The organism is bacterium (assembly GCA_030685015.1).
Lineage (GTDB): Bacteria > CAIWAD01 > CAIWAD01 > CAIWAD01 > CAIWAD01 > CAIWAD01.
Genome location: JAUXWS010000024.1, coordinates 1 through 15,855, shown reverse-complemented (window position 1 = coordinate 15,855; position 15,855 = coordinate 1). Strand labels below are relative to the sequence as shown.

Annotated in this window: 14 protein-coding genes; 10 read left to right on the top strand and 4 right to left on the bottom strand. The window is 68.0% G+C overall.

What is annotated here, in order from left to right; translation table 11 throughout:
- Positions 1 to 446: 446 nt before the first annotated feature.
- The gene (locus Q8O14_02640; protein MDP2359639.1) at positions 447 to 1,403 is read left to right on the top strand and encodes a hypothetical protein; all 957 of its coding nucleotides are present in this window, start codon (positions 447 to 449) and stop codon (positions 1,401 to 1,403) included.
- Between the two features lie 88 nt (positions 1,404 to 1,491).
- Here Q8O14_02640 and Q8O14_02635 read toward each other — a convergent pair whose 3' ends face one another.
- The 3 genes from Q8O14_02635 to Q8O14_02625 form a co-directional block, all read right to left on the bottom strand.
- The gene (locus Q8O14_02635) at positions 1,492 to 2,136 is read right to left on the bottom strand and encodes a peroxiredoxin (protein MDP2359638.1); all 645 of its coding nucleotides are present in this window, start codon (positions 2,134 to 2,136) and stop codon (positions 1,492 to 1,494) included.
- A 16-nt stretch (positions 2,137 to 2,152) separates the two neighbouring features.
- Positions 2,153 to 2,542 carry a transcriptional repressor gene (locus tag Q8O14_02630; protein MDP2359637.1) on the bottom strand — a complete coding sequence of 130 codons (390 nt, stop codon included), beginning with the start codon at positions 2,540 to 2,542 and terminating at the stop codon, positions 2,153 to 2,155.
- Positions 2,543 to 2,820: 278 nt separating this feature from the next.
- Complete coding sequence (locus Q8O14_02625; GenBank protein ID MDP2359636.1) at positions 2,821 to 3,918, bottom strand: alkene reductase; 1,098 nt, start codon at positions 3,916 to 3,918, stop codon at positions 2,821 to 2,823.
- Between the two features lie 120 nt (positions 3,919 to 4,038).
- Between Q8O14_02625 and glnA the strand changes: the two genes are divergently transcribed.
- The 6 genes from glnA to Q8O14_02595 all read left to right on the top strand — a co-directional run bounded on the left by glnA (position 4,039) and on the right by Q8O14_02595 (position 9,254).
- Positions 4,039 to 5,460, top strand: a complete 1,422-nt coding sequence (gene glnA / locus Q8O14_02620) for a type I glutamate--ammonia ligase (protein ID MDP2359635.1) — start codon at positions 4,039 to 4,041, stop codon at positions 5,458 to 5,460.
- Between the two features lie 201 nt (positions 5,461 to 5,661).
- Positions 5,662 to 6,183, top strand: a complete 522-nt coding sequence (locus tag Q8O14_02615) for a DinB family protein (GenBank protein MDP2359634.1) — start codon at positions 5,662 to 5,664, stop codon at positions 6,181 to 6,183.
- Positions 6,184 to 6,245: 62 nt separating this feature from the next.
- Entirely contained in the window at positions 6,246 to 6,899 is a 654-nt protein-coding gene (locus Q8O14_02610) for a hemolysin III family protein (GenBank protein ID MDP2359633.1), read from the top strand.
- A 9-nt stretch (positions 6,900 to 6,908) separates the two neighbouring features.
- Positions 6,909 to 7,556 (top strand): trimeric intracellular cation channel family protein, encoded by a 648-nt coding sequence (locus Q8O14_02605; protein ID MDP2359632.1) that lies wholly within the window; start codon positions 6,909 to 6,911, stop codon positions 7,554 to 7,556.
- The gene (locus Q8O14_02600) at positions 7,553 to 8,818 is read left to right on the top strand and encodes a DinB family protein (GenBank protein MDP2359631.1); all 1,266 of its coding nucleotides are present in this window, start codon (positions 7,553 to 7,555) and stop codon (positions 8,816 to 8,818) included. Before Q8O14_02605 ends, Q8O14_02600 begins: the two co-directional genes overlap by 4 nt.
- A 202-nt stretch (positions 8,819 to 9,020) precedes the next feature.
- Entirely contained in the window at positions 9,021 to 9,254 is a 234-nt protein-coding gene (locus Q8O14_02595) for a hypothetical protein (protein ID MDP2359630.1), read from the top strand.
- A 167-nt stretch (positions 9,255 to 9,421) separates the two neighbouring features.
- On the opposite strand, the gene Q8O14_02590 is transcribed toward Q8O14_02595, so the two are convergent.
- A complete protein-coding gene (locus Q8O14_02590; protein MDP2359629.1) occupies positions 9,422 to 10,342 on the bottom strand; it encodes a c-type cytochrome in 921 nt (306 codons plus the stop codon).
- Between the two features lie 269 nt (positions 10,343 to 10,611).
- Here Q8O14_02590 and add point away from each other — a divergent pair, with 269 nt between their 5' ends.
- From add to Q8O14_02575, 3 genes are all read left to right on the top strand, one after another.
- The gene (gene add, locus Q8O14_02585; protein MDP2359628.1) at positions 10,612 to 11,649 is read left to right on the top strand and encodes an adenosine deaminase; all 1,038 of its coding nucleotides are present in this window, start codon (positions 10,612 to 10,614) and stop codon (positions 11,647 to 11,649) included.
- A gap of 79 nt (positions 11,650 to 11,728) precedes the next feature.
- Positions 11,729 to 14,224 carry a PAS domain S-box protein gene (locus Q8O14_02580; GenBank protein ID MDP2359627.1) on the top strand — a complete coding sequence of 832 codons (2,496 nt, stop codon included), beginning with the start codon at positions 11,729 to 11,731 and terminating at the stop codon, positions 14,222 to 14,224.
- A partial coding sequence (locus tag Q8O14_02575) for a PAS domain S-box protein (GenBank protein MDP2359626.1) occupies positions 14,221 to 15,855 on the top strand: 1,635 nt, incomplete at its 3' end. The genes Q8O14_02580 and Q8O14_02575, both read left to right, overlap by 4 nt.

Sequence of the window (15,855 nt, the reverse complement as noted above, 5' to 3'; positions counted from 1 at the left end):
TCTTTGCCTTGTTCCAATACCGGTTCAATCGCCGCATGAATCTGGTCTGCCTCATCACCGGCACTCTGCGCCTGGCAGCAAGATCGGCACAGCGACCCCTGAGGACCCTACGACTGGCTGATTCTCCTGCGTAATCGGGTTGGCTTAAGCTCAGGGTCATGCGTCGCATCAACTCTCTCCAGATTGTGTGTCGGTGGATGGTCCACCATGTTGTGTGCCGCGCCAGGACGCCCTGGTCCACCTTCCCGGCACGGCTTCACCGGCCTCGACCGGAGCGTTGACGAGTCGTGGAGTCGGCAAGGCTGTGTGGAGGTCGCCACCATCGGCGTGGTCCGTATACTAGGATGGGGGGAAGGGCAAATCAAGACCGGAATTGCCTTGGAAAGGTTTATGGCTTAACGGGAGAGGGCGGCCCGCCCATGGGCCAAAGCAAGAAGAGGTCCGCCATGCGCACGTCAATGGCTCTAATCATCACCTTGCTGCTGATCAAGACCAGCCGGGCTGAGGAGCCGCGGGAGCTGCAAGCCCGGGGTCGCCTGTCCTTTGAGGAGATCGACGAGTCCAGCGCCCTGGAGATCAGCCGCCGCCTCCCAGGGGTGTGGTGGACCTTGAATGACTCGGGGGACGAGGCCCGCCTCTTCGCCGTGGACAGCACGGGCGCCCTGATCCAGCCGGAGTGGGACAAGGAGTATCGAGGCCTACTGCTGCCCGGGGCCGTCAACATCGACTGGGAGGACCTGGCCCAGGACGACCGGGGCAACCTGATCATCGGAGCCTTCGGCAACAACGGCAACGCCCGGCGCGACCTGGCCGTCTACCTGCTGCCTGAACCCAACCCCCGCGCCGTCAACGCGGCGCGGCCCCTCAAACGCATTCCCTTCGCCTGGCCCGACCAGCGGGATTTCCCGCCCGCCGCCGCCAACTTCGACTGCGAGGCGGTCTTTTTCGCCCGCGGCGCGCTCCATTTCCTCACCAAGCACCGCGCCGACCGCCGCACGCGCCTCTACCGGCTGGATCCCTTCCCCTTTGAAAGCCTGCCGCCCGGGCAACCCTGGCACGCCGCCTTCCGCGAGGACCTCGTCCATCCGCTCACCCACCTGGGCACGGCCGAGGTGGGCGGCCTGCGCCCCGACATCCCGGGCCTGGTCACCGCCGCCGACGCCACGCCGGACGGCCGGTGGGTGGCCATCCTCACCTACACGGGCGTCTTCGTGGTGGACAACGGGGAGGCTTCCGCGGCGGACGGGACGGGGGACCTGCTGGCGGGGGAGTGGCGCTGGCTGCCCATCGCGGCGGGCCAGTGCGAGGGGATCGCCCTGGACGGCGAAAGCGTCTGGATCACCAACGAGCAGCGGGACATTTTCCGCGTGGAGTTTGGGGACCTGGTGCCCTTCCGGCCTTGATCAGGCCGAGGGATGCTGTGTCAAGCCGAGGCGAAAGGGGGCCGCGGTCCTCGCGCCAACCGCGGCCCCGTCCATTCCGACACGTTGATCAGAGCTTCCCGGCATGCGTGGCGAGATAATTGGCCACGTCGTGAGGGGTCTCCTTCATTCCGGCGTCCCCATGCTGCCAACCGGCAGGACACACTTCGCCGTGCTTCTGGTTGTAGGCGAGGGCATCCACCATGCGCAGCATTTCGTCGATGTTGCGGCCCAGGGGCAGGTCATTGATGACGGCGTGGCGCACCACCCCCTCCTCGTCGATAAGAAAGGAGGCCCGCAGTGCCCTGTGCCCGCCCACCGTCGTATCCTCCTCCGTCTCGGCCGTGATCACCGTGGCGGGCTCGGCGCCCACCAGCACGTCGTAGTCGCGGGCGATTCCTTTCGTCAGGTCTGCGATGAGCGGATACTTCACAGTGCCAATGCCGCCATGCTCGATGGCCGTGTTTTTCCAGGCCAGATGGCACCAGTGGCTGTCCACGGAGCAGCCCAGCACCTGCACGCCACGCTTCTCGAACTCGGCGAGGCGGTGGTCGAAGGCGAGCAGCTCGGTGGGGCAGACGAAGGTGAAGTCCAGGGGGTAGAAGAAGAGGACGACCTTCTTGCCCTTGTAGTCGGAGAGGCTGATCTCCTTCATCGTGTTGTCGGGCATGACGGCCGTGGCCTTGAAATGGGGGGCGGGCTTGGTCACCAGCATGTGGAACTCCTTGTGGTTATGGGGTTGATTCGCTTCTGATCAGACAGCGGGTACAGGTGCCGCGCAGATGGAAATCGATCTCGTCCAGACGGTGGCCCAGGACCTCGGCGCGTTGGCGCGCCTCCTCGGCCAGGTCCAAGTCCAGGTCCACCAGCGAGCCGCAGATGCGGCAATGCAGGTGTTGATGCGGCGCCAGCCGCCAGTCGTAATGGACGGGGCCCTCACCCGGGACGGCGCTGATCTCGCCCGCCTCCACCAGTTGATGGAGGTTGCGATAGACCGTGCCCAGGCTGACCCCCGCCATGTGATCGCGCACGGCGTCGTGGATGGACTGGGCCGTGGGATGGTCCAGGGCGCGGCTGCGCACCAGATCCAGGATCAGCTGACGTTGCCGGCTGTGTCGCATTTGCTCCACCCAATAACAGGAACGATTACTATTTATTTTAGTGCTCTTGGAATGGCAAGTGATAGTCCTTGAGAATGGAGATTGAAGCTCGAGAGACGTGCATTAGGGCTTGCTTAGGCCGAATCATGACGGTGAAAATGTATTATTGCACATGAAATTTGCTATTACTGAATAAACGTGATATCGGTGCCAGGTCGGTGCCAGGTCGGTGCCAGGTCGGTGCCAGGTCGGTGCCAGGTCGGTGCCAGGCCGGTGCCAGGTCGGTGCCAGGTCGGCCCTCATACCAGTCGATCCAGCATACTCTGGTCATACTCCCGCAGCTCGATGCCCATTTTGATGCGGCTGACCAAATCCGGATTGGCGATGAGGGCCCGCCCGAAAGCGGCGGCGTCAATCTCGTCGGCAGCCAGCGCGGACTCGGCACGGGCCGGGCTGAGGCCGCCCACCCCGACCACCTGACCGGGCCACCGGGCGCGGGTCGCCAGGTGAAGGGGGACCAAGGTGTCGTGATTGTGCAGTGGATGGGCGATGGGAAGGGCGGCGGCAGGCAGGAAGCCCTCATCATAACTGCCGTGGCTGGCATGGAGGAGGCGCAGGCCCGCTTCCCACAAGGTGTCCAGCAGCAGCGGCAGGGTCTCGGCCGGTCGCTGCCAGCCGGAGCCCGGCGTGCCCCAGCCTGGGGAGAAGCGCAGGAGGGTGCGGCCGGGACCTGTCTCCGCCAGAACGGTCCGCGTCACTTCCCCCGCCAGGCGGCAGCGCTGGTCGCCACCCCAGTCATCCGTGCGATGGTTCCACTTCAGGTTGATGAACTGGTCGATGAGATAGCCGTGGGCGCCGTGGATCTCCACCCCGTCGAAACCGGCCTCCAGCGCCCGGCCGGCCGCATCGCCGAAGAGGCGGACGACCTCCCGGATGCGCTCCTCGTCCATGGCCTCGGAGGGGCCGAAGGGGATGGGCGCGCCCGCCTCATCACGCAGCCGCGACACGGCTCCGGGCGGATGCAGGCCGGAGGGCGATTCGGGCGCCACCCCGCCGGTGGTGAGGGGATGGGCCACCGCCCCCACGTGCCAGAGCTGGCAGATGATGAGACCCTCGGCCTCGTGCACCGCCTCCGTCACCGGCCGCCAGGCCCGAACCTGGTCGTCGGTCCAGATCCCGGGCGCCCCGTTGTAGCCGTTGCCCCGCTCGCAGACCACCGTGCCCTCGCTGATGAGCAAGCCCACGCCATCGGCGGCGCGACGGGCATAGTAAGCCGCCACCTCCGCCGTGGGCAGGAAGCCTGGACAGCGGCAGCGGGTGCAGGGGGCCATCACGATGTGGTTGCGCAGGAGCAGGTCGCCCAGGCGCAGGGGAGCCAGCTGATGGCGAAAGGTCACGGGAGGTCCGCCTTTTCAATGGGGGCCGGTCGGGAATCGGCCGACGAGCCTGTCAATCCGTTCACAATCAACGCCTGATTTGCTTCCTTGCCCGACCCGAAACCCGGAGGCAACATGTTCATCACGCGAGAGGAAGTGCTGGATTACCTGCACGACCACCAGATCCAGATGGTGGACCTCAAGTTCGTCAATCTTTTCGGCGGCTGGCATCACATCACCCTGCCCGCCTCCCACGTCAACTCGGACACTTTCGAGCGCGGCATCGCCTTCGACGGCTCCTCCACGCCCGGCTTCAAGACGACCGAGGCGGGCGACATGGTGCTGCTGCCCGACCCGCGCACGGCCTACCACGACCCCTTCTGGGACGTGCCCACCCTCAGCCTCTTCTGCAGCATCGCCGAGGCCGACACGCGCCAACCCTTCAGCCGGGATCCGCGCAGCATCGCCGGCCGCGCCGAGCAGTACCTGCAGGAATGCGGCATCGCCACGCACAGCAAGTGGGGACCGGAGTTCGAGTTCTACATCTTCGACTCCATCAACTACCGCAACGTGGAGCACGAGGCCGGCTACTCCATCGACAGCGATGAGGCGGGCTGGAATTCCATGATGCCCGGCCGCAACCAGGGACACCGCATGGGCGCCCACGCCGGCTACCACGCGGCGCCGCCCATGGATCGCAGCTACAACCTGCGCAGCGAGATGGTGCGCCTGCTGGAGGCGGCGGACATCCCCGTCAACTACCACCATCACGAGGTGGGCGGTCCCGGCCAGAACGAGATCGAGATCATCCTGGACACCCTGCGCCGCGCCGCCGACAAGGCGATGTGGACCAAGTACGTCATCCGCATGGTGGCCAAGCTGCACGGCAAGACGGCCACCTTCATGCCCAAGCCCCTCTACAACGTGGCGGGCAGCGGCATGCACTTCCACCAGCATCTCTTCCGCGGCGAGGAGCCGCTCTTTTACAAGAAAGGCGGCTACGCCGACCTGTCGGACACGGCGCTGCATTACATCGGCGGCCTGCTTCACCACGGTCCCGCCCTCCTGGCCCTGACCAACCCCAGCACCAATTCCTACAAGCGCCTGGTGCCGGGCTTCGAGGCGCCGGTCAAGGCCTTCTTCAGCCTGGGCAACCGCAGCGCGGCGATCCGCATCCTCAAGTACGCCACCGAGCCCATGGAGAAGCGCATCGAGTTCCGCCCGCCGGATGCCAGCTGCAACATCTACCTGGCCATGGCCGCCCAGTTGATGGCGGGCATCGACGGCATCCAACGCCGCCTGGATCCGCGGGAGATGGGATTCGGCCCCTTCGACCTCAACGTGTTCAACCTGCCGCCGGCGGAGCGCGACCGCATCGCCAACCTGCCCACCAGCCTGGAGGAGGCCCTGGCGGCGCTCGAGCGGGACCAAGACTTCCTGCTGGAGGGTGGCGTGTTCACGGCCGACCTGCTGGAGACCTGGATCTCCCGGAAGCGCGACGAGGCGGCCCAGCTGCGTCGACGGCCCCATCCCTTCGAGATGGAGCTGTACTACGATGTGTAGATGAGTTGGTCCTCATCGGTTGACGAGGCAGTCTGAAAGAAGCGTGGGCCATCCGGCCCACGCCCGCTCTCCGGCAGAAGCCAGTGTCATGTCCCACACCCCCCCGTTCTTGTGGGCCACGCCGGAGGGAGCGCCTTGCTCCTCTGCGGCGATGGTGGAACATTGGCAGCACGGAATCATGCAAACGGAAAGGACCCCTCCATGAATGCGCACAACTTGTTGAAGGCGGAGATTGAAGACGCCTATGCCGTCACCCTGCGTCTGCTGGACCTGGTGGGTGACGACGAGCTGGGCTGGAAGCCCGCCACCGGATCCAACTGGATGACGGTCGGCCAGCTCCTCCACCACCTCACCTCCGCCTGCGGCTGCGGCTTCAAGGGCTTCGTGACGGGAGACTGGGGCCTGCCGCCCGACATGGACATGAGCCAGATGAGCGAGGAGGAGATGATGCCGCCCGCCGAGAAGCTGCCGGCCGCGGGCAGCGTGGCGGAGGCGCGCCGGCTCATCGAGGCGGACCGCGCCTTGGCCCTGGAGATCCTGGCCACGGTGGGCGAGGAGGAGCTGGAGACGCGGCCGGCGCCCGCCCCCTGGGACCAGTCCACCATGAATCTGGGCCGCCGCCTGCTGCAGATGGTGCAGCACCTGACCCAGCACAAGGGCCAGCTCTTCTACTATTTGAAGCTGCAGGGCAAGGCGGTCAACACCATGCACCTCTGGGCATGAGCAGCCGCGGCGGGAGGCCCGCGCCCCCGCGAGGGCGCGGGTCCCTGTCGTGAAAGGAAGGGATGATTCCCGCACCACCTGCGCGCCCCCTGGGCGAGGAAATCGCCTCCGCCATCATCCACGGCGTCGGCCTGGTGCTGGCCATGGTGGGCCTGGGCGTGCTCACCGCCTTCGCCGCCACGCACGGCACGGCCTGGCTCATGGTGGCCTGCAGCATCTACGGGGCCACCCTGATCCTGCTCTTCGCCGCCTCCACCGCTTATCACGCCGTCACCCAGGTCCGGGTCCGGGCTGTGCTGCGCGTGATCGACCACAGCGCCATCTACCTGCTCATCGCAGGGACCTACACGCCCTTCACCCTCGTCAAGCTGCACGGACCCTGGGGCTGGAGCCTCTTTGGCGCCGTGTGGGGCCTGGCCCTGGCCGGCATCATCCTGCAAAGCCGGCTGCTGCGGGCCCGTCAGGTCTTTTCCCTGGGCATCTACCTGCTGATGGGCTGGGCCGTGCTGGTGGCGGCCGTGCCATTGTGGCGGGCCCTGGACGCCGGGGGCCTGCTGCTCTTGGCCGCGGGTGGGTTGTCCTACACCCTGGGCTGCGTCTTCTATGCCTGGAAGAGCCTGCCCTGGGGCCACGCCGTCTGGCATCTTTTCGTGTTGGCGGGCAGCGCCTTCCATTATTTCGCCATCCTCTTCCATGTCATTCCGCTGGCCGGTTAAGGAGGATGGATGGACCATGACCAGCTTTTCACCCTGATCAGCGTCCTGGGCGTCGCCGTGTTCGCCGCCTCGGGCGCCCTGGCGGCGGGACGCCAACGCTTCGACCTGATCGGCGCCGCCTTCCTGGCCGGTGTGACGGCGCTGGGGGGCGGCACCTTGCGCGACCTGCTGCTCGACATCCACCCCGTCTTCTGGGTGCGGCAGCCGGTCATCCTCTGGAGCACGATCATCGCCGCCGCGCTGGCCCTCGTCACCGTGCGCTTCCTGCGCCCGCCCTGGAAGGCCCTGCTGGTGGCCGACGCCCTGGGCCTGGCCTTCTTCAGCATCGTGGGCGTCCAGGTGGCGGAAAGCGCCGGCGAGGGCGGCCTCGTGGCGGTGGTGATGGGTCTGCTGACCGGGGTGGCGGGCGGCGTGCTGCGCGACATGATGTCGGGGGAGGTGCCCCTGCTCTTCCGGCCCAGCGAAACACTTTACGCCACGGCCAGCCTGGCCGGCATCTCCTGCTACCTGTTGGCCCAGCCCGCCGGTCTTGCCCGGGGCTGGGCCGCCCTGGCCGGCATGGTGGTCATCCTGGCCCTGCGCCTGACGGCCATCGTCCGCGGCCTGCGCCTGCCGGCGCTGGAGGTGCCGCCACCCCCCGAGGAGTCCGCCCGATGAAAAGCGCCCCGGCACGCTGGCGACCTGGTCCCCTGGGCGCCCTGGTGGACGAGTTGGAACGCGCCGTCCTCCATCTGGACTCCCTGCTCGAGGCCCTGGACGAGGAGGCGCTGGCCCGTCCGCGGACCCTGCCCGGCGCCGCGGGCCTGACCCTGCGCGAAGTGTTGGAGCACGTCCTCTATTCCGGCCACGTCTATGACGACCTGCTTCGCACCGCCTTCGGGGCGGCCGCCCCGCCGGACCCGCCCGCGCGGGACCTGCCCGGGCAGGACCTGACCGCCCTGCGCCGGCGGCTGCGCGCCCTGCCGACCGGCACCTGGTCCCTTCTGGCGGACAAGGCGGACTGGTCGGAGGAGGAGATCGCGGCGCTGCGCATCCGCGCCGGTTGGGGTGTGGACTACGACCTGGAACAGCTGCTGGAGCACGCTGTCGTCCACGTCTGGCGGCACGCCCGGCAGGTGGAGCGCCTGTTGGCGGCGGATGCGCCGGCCTGGATCGAGGCCCTGGCCGCACCACGCGCGGGGGGAGTCGGCAACGTGCGGGGGGAGGGCGCCACCGAGGCCTATTTCGCCAGCGCGGAATGGTACGACCGGCTTTACTCCTTCAAGGACTACGCCGGCGAGGCGGCCCATCTGGTGGAAGTGGTCGATGAGCGATGGCCGGAGGCCCGCACCCTGCTGGACGTGGCCTGCGGCACGGGCCGCCACCTGGAGCATCTGCGGGGCCGCTTCGCCTGCGAGGGCCTCGACCTGAGCCCGGGCCAGCTGGCGGAAGCCCGCCGCCACCTGCCGGACCTGCCCCTCCATCTGGGCGACATGCGCGACTTCCGCCTGGGCCGCGCCTACGATGTGGTCTGCTGCCTGTTCAGCGCCATCGGCTACATGACCACCCTGCCCGACCTGGGGCGGGCCTGCGCCGCCATGGCCCGGCACGTCCAGCCCGGGGGACTGCTGTTGGTGGAACCTTGGTTGGCGCCGGAGACTTGGCGGCCCGGCACCGTCCATGGCCTCTTCATCGACGAGCCGGAGCTGAAGATCGCCCGGCTCGGCACCAGCCTGGTGCGCGGCCGCCTTTCCGTGCTCGACCTGCACCATCTGGTGGGCACGCCGGAGAGCACGCGCCATTTCGTCGAGCACCACGAGCTGCTGCTGGCCACCCGCTCCGAGCTGCGCGCCGCCCTGGAGGCCGTCGGCCTGTCGGCGGAGTACGACGAGACGGGTCTGGGCGGGCGCGGCTTGTGGATCGCCCGGAAACCGGGCTGATCGTTGAAGATCCTGGCCGTTGCCGGTGATTGCCTCTGCTTGTGCTGACCTGGATGTGCCCCGCGCCCTTGCCACCTTGCCGCCGTCCCATGGAGCACTGTGGGAGCTTGATCCGCAACCCGCCCGCATCGGTCCCTCCCTGGCGCGGCCTGCGTGGCGGCCGGGGGCGGGAGGCTGGGCACATCAAGGGGGATCGCGCCGCATGGAGCTGAACGAGTCCGACCGGGCCTGGTTGGCGGCTCTGCCCAAAGTGGAGCTGCACCTTCACCTGGAAGGAGCCATCCCCTGCCCACGCTGTGGTCGCTGGTGGAAAAGTACGGGCGACCCGGCCACGCGCCGTCCCCGCAGATCCGACACCGTCAAGCGGACGGGTCTGGTTTCCCCCAGCGTGAAGCGGATCGTCGCGGCCGGATTGAAGGGGTTCGGGTGGTTCTGACGCAGCACATGGAACTGGGCCGGCTCCCCCGCGTCCATCGGCTCACCAGTCGTTCAACGGCCGTCGCACCCATGTTCCGGTTCGCTGCCTCAAGATCTTTCCCCGACAAAAGGCAAACAAAGGCCCACGCGACCAGCTGCGTGGGCCTTTGCTGGATTGGCCTTGCCTCAGGGCATTTCGGGGAAATTGGTGGTGTTTGCCAACGCGGCATACAAGTCCTGCAGATCCGACGTGGCCGTCACCAAGCCCGGCGCCATGCCCGTTCCGGGCTCACCGAACTTGATCTTGAACCAAGCCTCATAAGGCTTGGTGCGGATGAAGCGGCCCACGCTGATGCCACCAATGGGCAATTGGGTGCCGTCGATGCCGTGACATACCGCACAGGCGCTGGCGTAGAGGGTCTGCCCGTTACTCTCGTTGCCCAGCGCGCCAATATTGGTGTAGGTCAAGGTGGGGGACACCAGAACGGCCGGATTGACCGAATAGTCCCAACGCATAGCCGGGCCTGACACGGCCAAGTCGTACAAGTCGCTGGGATTGACCCATTCCTCCCGCATGAACTTGACCAAATCCCAGATCTGGTCTTCGCTCAAAAAGTCAGCGTAGTCGGGATGCGTGTTGTCCACGGCATCAATATCCCGCGCGCCCGCATGGCTGACCAAGTTGTATAGCTCCTGGTAGCTTTCTGCGTACACCGCGCTGCGCAGGTTCACGGCGGCCACGTCCGGCCGTCCAAGGTTGCCCGTGCTCTGGCCGGTGCGGTTTGCGTAGGATCCCGCGCTGCCCAAGCCGTCCCAGGCATGGCACGACTTGCAGCGATAGAACTCACTGCTGGCCGCGGTGGAGGGCGCGGTCCCGCTGCCGCCGCCGTCAATCGTCCACCATTTCGAGAAGGCTGCACCACCCGTGATCCCGTCCGCATCGACATAAGCCTGCGGCACTGGACCCGGCCAGTCCGTTCCATCCTCGCCAGCCGGGCCCTGCGGTCCCATTGGCCCTTGCGGCCCCTGTGGCCCGGTGGCCCCATCTTCGCCAGAACAACCGATGAACGCCGCAGCGACCAGTGCCATCACGATATGCGATCTCATGACTCCCTCCCTTGATGAATTGTTTGGTCAATCGTAGTTCATTCCTGGCAAAGGAGGACATCTGGCGCCGCGGTCATGTCCTTCTCCGACCATTGAATGACATCCCTTTGTGCTGACCTGGATGTGCCCCGCGCCCTTGCCACCTTGCCGCCGTCCCATGGAGCACAGTGGGAGCTTGATCCGCAACCCGCCCGCATCGGTCCTTCCCTGGCGCGGCCTGCGTGGCGGCCGGGGGCGGGAGGCTGGGCACATCAAGGGGATCGCGCCGCATGGAGCTGAACGAGTCCGACCGGGCCTGGCTGGCGGCCCTGCCCAAAGTGGAGCTACACCTTCACCTGGAAGGGGCCATCCCCCTGCCCACGCTGTGGACCTTGGCGGAGAAGTACGGCGGCGACCCGGCCACGCCCAGCCTGGAAGCCCTCCAGGCCCGTTTCGCCTACCGGGACTTCGCCCATTTCATCGACACCTGGGTCTGGAAGAACCGCTTCCTGCGGGAGGCGGAGGACTTCACGCTGGTCGCCGAGGCCGTCGCCCGCCACCTGTCCGCCCAGGGCCACGTGTACGTGGAAGCCTTCTGTTCACCGCCGGACTTCGCCGCCTCCGGGTTGGAGCCGCAGGAGATCCTGGGCGCCCTCCGCCGCGGCCTGGACCGCGTGCCGCAGCTGCGCGTGGCTCTCGTGCCGGACCTGGTGCGGGACTTCGGTCCCCGTCGCGCCGCCCGCACCCTGGCCCAGGTGGCGGAATGCGCGGATCTGGGCGTGATCGGCATCGGGCTGGGGGGCAGCGAGGCGGACTTCCCCCCCGCCTTGTTCACGGAGATCTTTGCCGAGGCCCGCCGGCGCGGCCTGCGCACCAGTTGCCACGCCGGGGAGGCGGCCGGGGCGGACAGCGTGCGGCAGGCCCTTGAACTTCTGCAGGTGGACCGCATCGGCCATGCCACGCGCGCGGTGGAGGACCGGGGCCTGGTGGACGAACTGGTGCGGCGTGGCACGGGCTTGGAGCTGTGCCCCTTGTCCAACGTGCGGACCGGCGTCATCCCCTCGCTGGCGGAGCATCCCATCCGCCGCTACCTGGAGCTGGGGGCGCGCCTGTCCGTCAACACCGACGATCCCGCCATGTTCCACACCAGTCTGGCCGGTGAATATGGCGCCCTGATGGAGCTGTTCCGCCTGGATCGCGCCGCCATCCGCGCCCTGGTGGAATCGGCCATCGCCATCAGCTGGCTGCCCGATGCGGAGCAGGCCCTCCTGCGGACCCGCTGCCTTGGGCCGGACCGGCCTGCCGGGGCGGCGTCCCCTTTGGATTGATCGGCCGAAGTGCCGATAAGTCATTGAACGACAAGGATGGCCTCCGATGGAAAGGCCATCAACCACCAGTGGAAGGCTCATGTTCGGCACCCTGGGCCGCGCCGGCCGCATCGGCGTCATCTACGCCCTCTTCGGGTCGCTCTGGATCATCCTCAGCGACCGGGTGCTGCTCTGGCTGGTGGTTGACACCCATCACTACTCCTGGCTGCAGACCTGGAAGGGCTGGTTCTACGTCGCCATCACCGCCCTGCTGGTGACCGCCATGGTCCGCCGCGACCTCCAGCGCCAGGAGAAGCTGCTGCAGCGAGCCCTGGAAGGCGAGGGACGCCTGCGCGCCATTTTTGACACGGTAGGCGACGCCATTTTCGTCCATGACCCGGAAACGGGCGAGATCCTGGATGTGAGCGCCGGCATCCGGGACTGGGGCTATGAACCTGAGGAGCTGCGGGGCGTGGGCGTGGCGCGGATCAGCGCCAATCTTCCCCCCTGGAGTGAGAATGCGGCCCTGAGCTGGATCCAGCGGGCCGCCGCCGGGGAACAGCCCACCTTCCACTGGCTGGCGCGGCGCAAGGACGGCAGTGTGTTCTGGGCGGAAGTCAACCTGCGCCGGGTGGACTTGTCGGGTCGGCCCGTGGTGCTGGCCCTGGCCCAGGATGTCAGCGAGCGCAAGGTGGCCGAGGCCGCCCTCCGGGCCAGCGAAGAGCGCTTCTCCAAAGCCTTCCACGCCCGCGGCGTGGCCATGAGCATCTCCGACCGGCAGGGACGCCAGTTGCACGTCAATGACGCCCTCTGCGAGCTGCTCGGCCGATCCCGTCTGGAGATCATGGGCCGCACCACCACGGAAATGGGCGTCCTCATCCCCGAGGAGTTCCAGCGTCTGCAGGGCGTGCTGGGGAGCGAACACCGCCTGGACGGACAGGAATTGCTCCTGCATCGGCCGGACGGCGGTCTGCGCCACGCCCTCTGCACCACCGAATCCATCGAGTTGGACGGCGAGCCCTGCTGGTTGAGCGTCATGACGGACATCACCGCTCTGCGCGTCGCCGAGGAGGCCCGGCGCCTGGGTGACCAGCGCCTGCGCAGCGTGACGGAGAACGCCCCCGCCTTCATCGCCGAGCTGGACCATGAAGGCCGTTTCATCTTCCTGAGCCGCCTGCAGCCGGGTTTTCGCATGGAGGAAGTGCTGGGCCGTCCTTTCGACCTGTGGGTCCCGGTCGAGCAAAGGCCGATCCTGTGGCAGGCCTTCGGCGAGGTGGTGGCAACGGGCGAGCCGCGGGACTACGAATTGGAGGGAGCGGGCAGCCCTGATTCCCTCGTCTGGTATGCCACCCGCCTGGCCCCGGTCCTGGAGGATGGCCGGGTGGTCCGGGTCGTCTCCATCTCCCAGGACATCACGGCCCGCCGGCGCGCCGAGGACGCCCTGCGCGAGAGCGAGGCCCGCTTCCGCGGGCTCTTCGAGCAGGCCTCGGTGGGCGTCGTCCTCTTCCACGCCCTGGAGCAGCGGCTTAAATGGGCCAATCCCCGTTTCTGCGAACTGGTGGGATACTCCTGGGCCGAGCTGGAGCGCCTGGACCACCAGCGCCTGCTGGTGCCGGAAGAGAAACCCGCGTTGCAGGAGAGCGTGGAGCGGGTGCTGGCCGGCCAGGCCAGCGAGATCACGGCGACCCTGCGTCTTGCCCGCAAGGACGGCCGCCTGGTCTGGGTGGAGGTGACGGTGTCCTCCCTGGGCGTCCCGGATGGGGAAGGGGGGCTGCACATCGCCGTCGTCCACGACATCACCTCCCGTCGGCAGGCGGAGCAGGCCCTGCGCGAGAGCGAGGAGCGCTACCGCCTCCTCTTCGACGCCAATCCGCATCCCATGTGGGTCTTCGACCGGGACAGCCTGGCCTTCCTTGCCGTCAACGACGCGGCGGTGGCCGCCTATGGCTGGAGCCGCAACGAGTTCCTGGGCATGCGCATCACGGACATCCGCCCACCGGAGGACGTGTCCCGCCTGCTCGAGAGCGTGGCCCGCGGCTCCTCCGGCCTGGATGACGCCGGCGTGTGGCGCCATTTGCGCAAGGACGGGAGCTTGCTTCTGGCCGAGATTTCCTCGCACCCGCTCGAGTTCGCCCTGCACCGCGCCGTCCTCGTGCTGGCGCTGGACGTGAGCGGCAGGATCAAGGCCGAGCAGGAGCTGCGCGAGAACGAGGCCCGCCTGCGCCTGGCCCTGGCCGCTTCCCGCCAAGGGCTCTTCGACCTCGACCTGCGCAGCGGCGAGGCGGTCGTCACGCCGGAGTACGCGCAGATGCTGGGATACGAGGCGGACGACACGCATTGGACGGCGGAGCGCTGGCGCGGGCTGATCCACCCGGAAGATCGCGCAGAGGCCGAGCGCGTGCTGGGCGAGTACCCGGCCGGTGTCCGGACGGACCACCGTCTGGTCCTGCGCATGCGGACGAGGGAAGGGGCCTGGAAGCGCATCCTGTCCCTGGGCCGCCTGATGGAGCACGACGAGGCGGGCCGGCCCCTGCGCCTGCTGGGAACACACACCGAACTGGGTGGTCCCGCGAAGAGCGGGGAGCTTGAACCATGAGCGGGAGTGACATGGCAGCCGTCCACCAGGGCATTCTCGAAGGCCTGGCGGAGGCGGTCTACATCCAGGACACCAGCGGCCGCTTCCTCTATGTCAACCGCGCCGCCGAGGAGATGTACGGCCTGCCGCGGGAACGGATCATCGGCGCCATGCCGGAACTGCTGGCCGCGCCCGGCCGCAACGACCTGGCGGGTCTCGGTCCCCTGCTGGCCGCCGCCCTGGCGGGACAGGCCCAGCGCTTCGAGTTCTGGGGTCGCCGCGCCGACGGGTCCATCTTCCCCAAGGATGTCAGCCTCTCGGCGGCTTTCTGGGAGGACCGGCCGGTGGTGGTGGCCGTGGCGCGCGACATCAGTGGCCGCAAAGCCGCCGAGGACGCCTTGCGCCGCAGCGAGGAGCGGCTGGGCAGCATCTTCCGCGCGGCGCCGGTGGGAATCGGGCTGACGCGGGAGCGGGTGATCCTCGAGGCCAACGAGACGCTCTGCCGCATGGTCGGCTACAAACGGCACGAGCTGCTGGGACAGGGCGCGCGCCTCCTCTATCCGACGGAGGATGCTTACGAGGAGGTGGGGCGCGAGAAGTACCGCCAGATCGAGCAGTGCGGCACCGGCACGGTGGAGACCATCTGGCGGCGAAAGGACGGCTCGCTCATCCACATCCTGCTCAACAGCACGCCGGCCAACGCGCGCCATCCCGAGCAGGGTGTCACCTTCGTGGCGCTGGACATCAGCGCCCGGCGCCAGGCCGAGGAATCCCTCCGCCGCAGCGAGCACTTCATGCGCGCCGTGCTGGAAAGCTCCCCGCTGGGCATCAGCGTGCGCAGCGGGGATGGGCGGCTCATCTCGGCCAACGACGCCTGGCGACGCATCTGGGCCATTCCGGCCGAGGACGTGCTGGAGGACATGGCGCGTCCGCGCCAGGACCTGCGCCTGGACGAGCGGGACGACTACAGCCTGCCCTGGTGGGAGGAGATCCGGCGCGTCTATCGCGAGGGAGGCCGCCTGGCCATCCCGGAAATGCGCACGCGGGGCCGCCGCCCCGGTTCGGCGGAGTGGATCTCCCAGCACTTCTATGCCATCCCCGATGAGGCGGGGGCGGTGGACCGCATCGTCGTCATCACCCAGGACATCAGCGAACGGAAGCGGGCCGAGGAGGCCCTGCGCGACAGCGAGCGCCGCCTGGCCGACGCCGTCGCCATGGCGCGCCTGGGCCACTGGGAGTACGATCCCGCCGGTGACCGCTTCGCCTTCAACGACCAGTTCTACACCGTGCTGCGCACCACGGCGGAGGCCCAGGGCGGCTACTCGATGCCTCTCGTCGATTACCAGCACCGCTTCCACCATCCGGACGAGAGCGACGCGGTGGAGCGGGAGCATTTCCAGGCCCAGGCGGCCAGTCAGCCGGATTTCACCCATCAGGTGGAGCAGCGGGTGCGTTTCGGGGACGGCACGGAGGGCTGGATCAGCGTGCGCACCTTCCTGCGCCGGGACAGCGCCGGACGCACCATCGGCACCTACGGCATCATCCAGGACGTGACCGAGCGCCGCCTGGCCGTGGAGCAGCTGCGCGAGACCTCGCGCATGCTGGAGGAGGCGCAGCGGCAGGCCCGCATCGGTTCCTACTCGCTGGACCTG

Excerpts from the sequence above, each read along its gene's own strand:
- Q8O14_02640 (MDP2359639.1), top strand. The coding sequence starts at position 447 with ATGCGCACGTCAATGGCTCTAATCATCACCTTGCTGCTGATCAAGACC.
- Q8O14_02635 (MDP2359638.1), bottom strand. The coding sequence starts at position 2,136 with ATGCTGGTGACCAAGCCCGCCCCCCATTTCAAGGCCACGGCCGTCATG.
- Q8O14_02630 (MDP2359637.1), bottom strand. The coding sequence starts at position 2,542 with ATGCGACACAGCCGGCAACGTCAGCTGATCCTGGATCTGGTGCGCAGC.
- Q8O14_02615 (MDP2359634.1), top strand. The coding sequence starts at position 5,662 with ATGAATGCGCACAACTTGTTGAAGGCGGAGATTGAAGACGCCTATGCC.
- Q8O14_02610 (MDP2359633.1), top strand. The coding sequence starts at position 6,246 with ATGATTCCCGCACCACCTGCGCGCCCCCTGGGCGAGGAAATCGCCTCC.
- Q8O14_02605 (MDP2359632.1), top strand. The coding sequence starts at position 6,909 with ATGGACCATGACCAGCTTTTCACCCTGATCAGCGTCCTGGGCGTCGCC.
- Q8O14_02600 (MDP2359631.1), top strand. The coding sequence starts at position 7,553 with ATGAAAAGCGCCCCGGCACGCTGGCGACCTGGTCCCCTGGGCGCCCTG.
- Q8O14_02595 (MDP2359630.1), top strand. The coding sequence starts at position 9,021 with ATGGAGCTGAACGAGTCCGACCGGGCCTGGTTGGCGGCTCTGCCCAAA.
- Q8O14_02590 (MDP2359629.1), bottom strand. The coding sequence starts at position 10,342 with ATGAGATCGCATATCGTGATGGCACTGGTCGCTGCGGCGTTCATCGGT.
- add (MDP2359628.1), top strand. The coding sequence starts at position 10,612 with ATGGAGCTGAACGAGTCCGACCGGGCCTGGCTGGCGGCCCTGCCCAAA.
- Q8O14_02580 (MDP2359627.1), top strand. The coding sequence starts at position 11,729 with ATGTTCGGCACCCTGGGCCGCGCCGGCCGCATCGGCGTCATCTACGCC.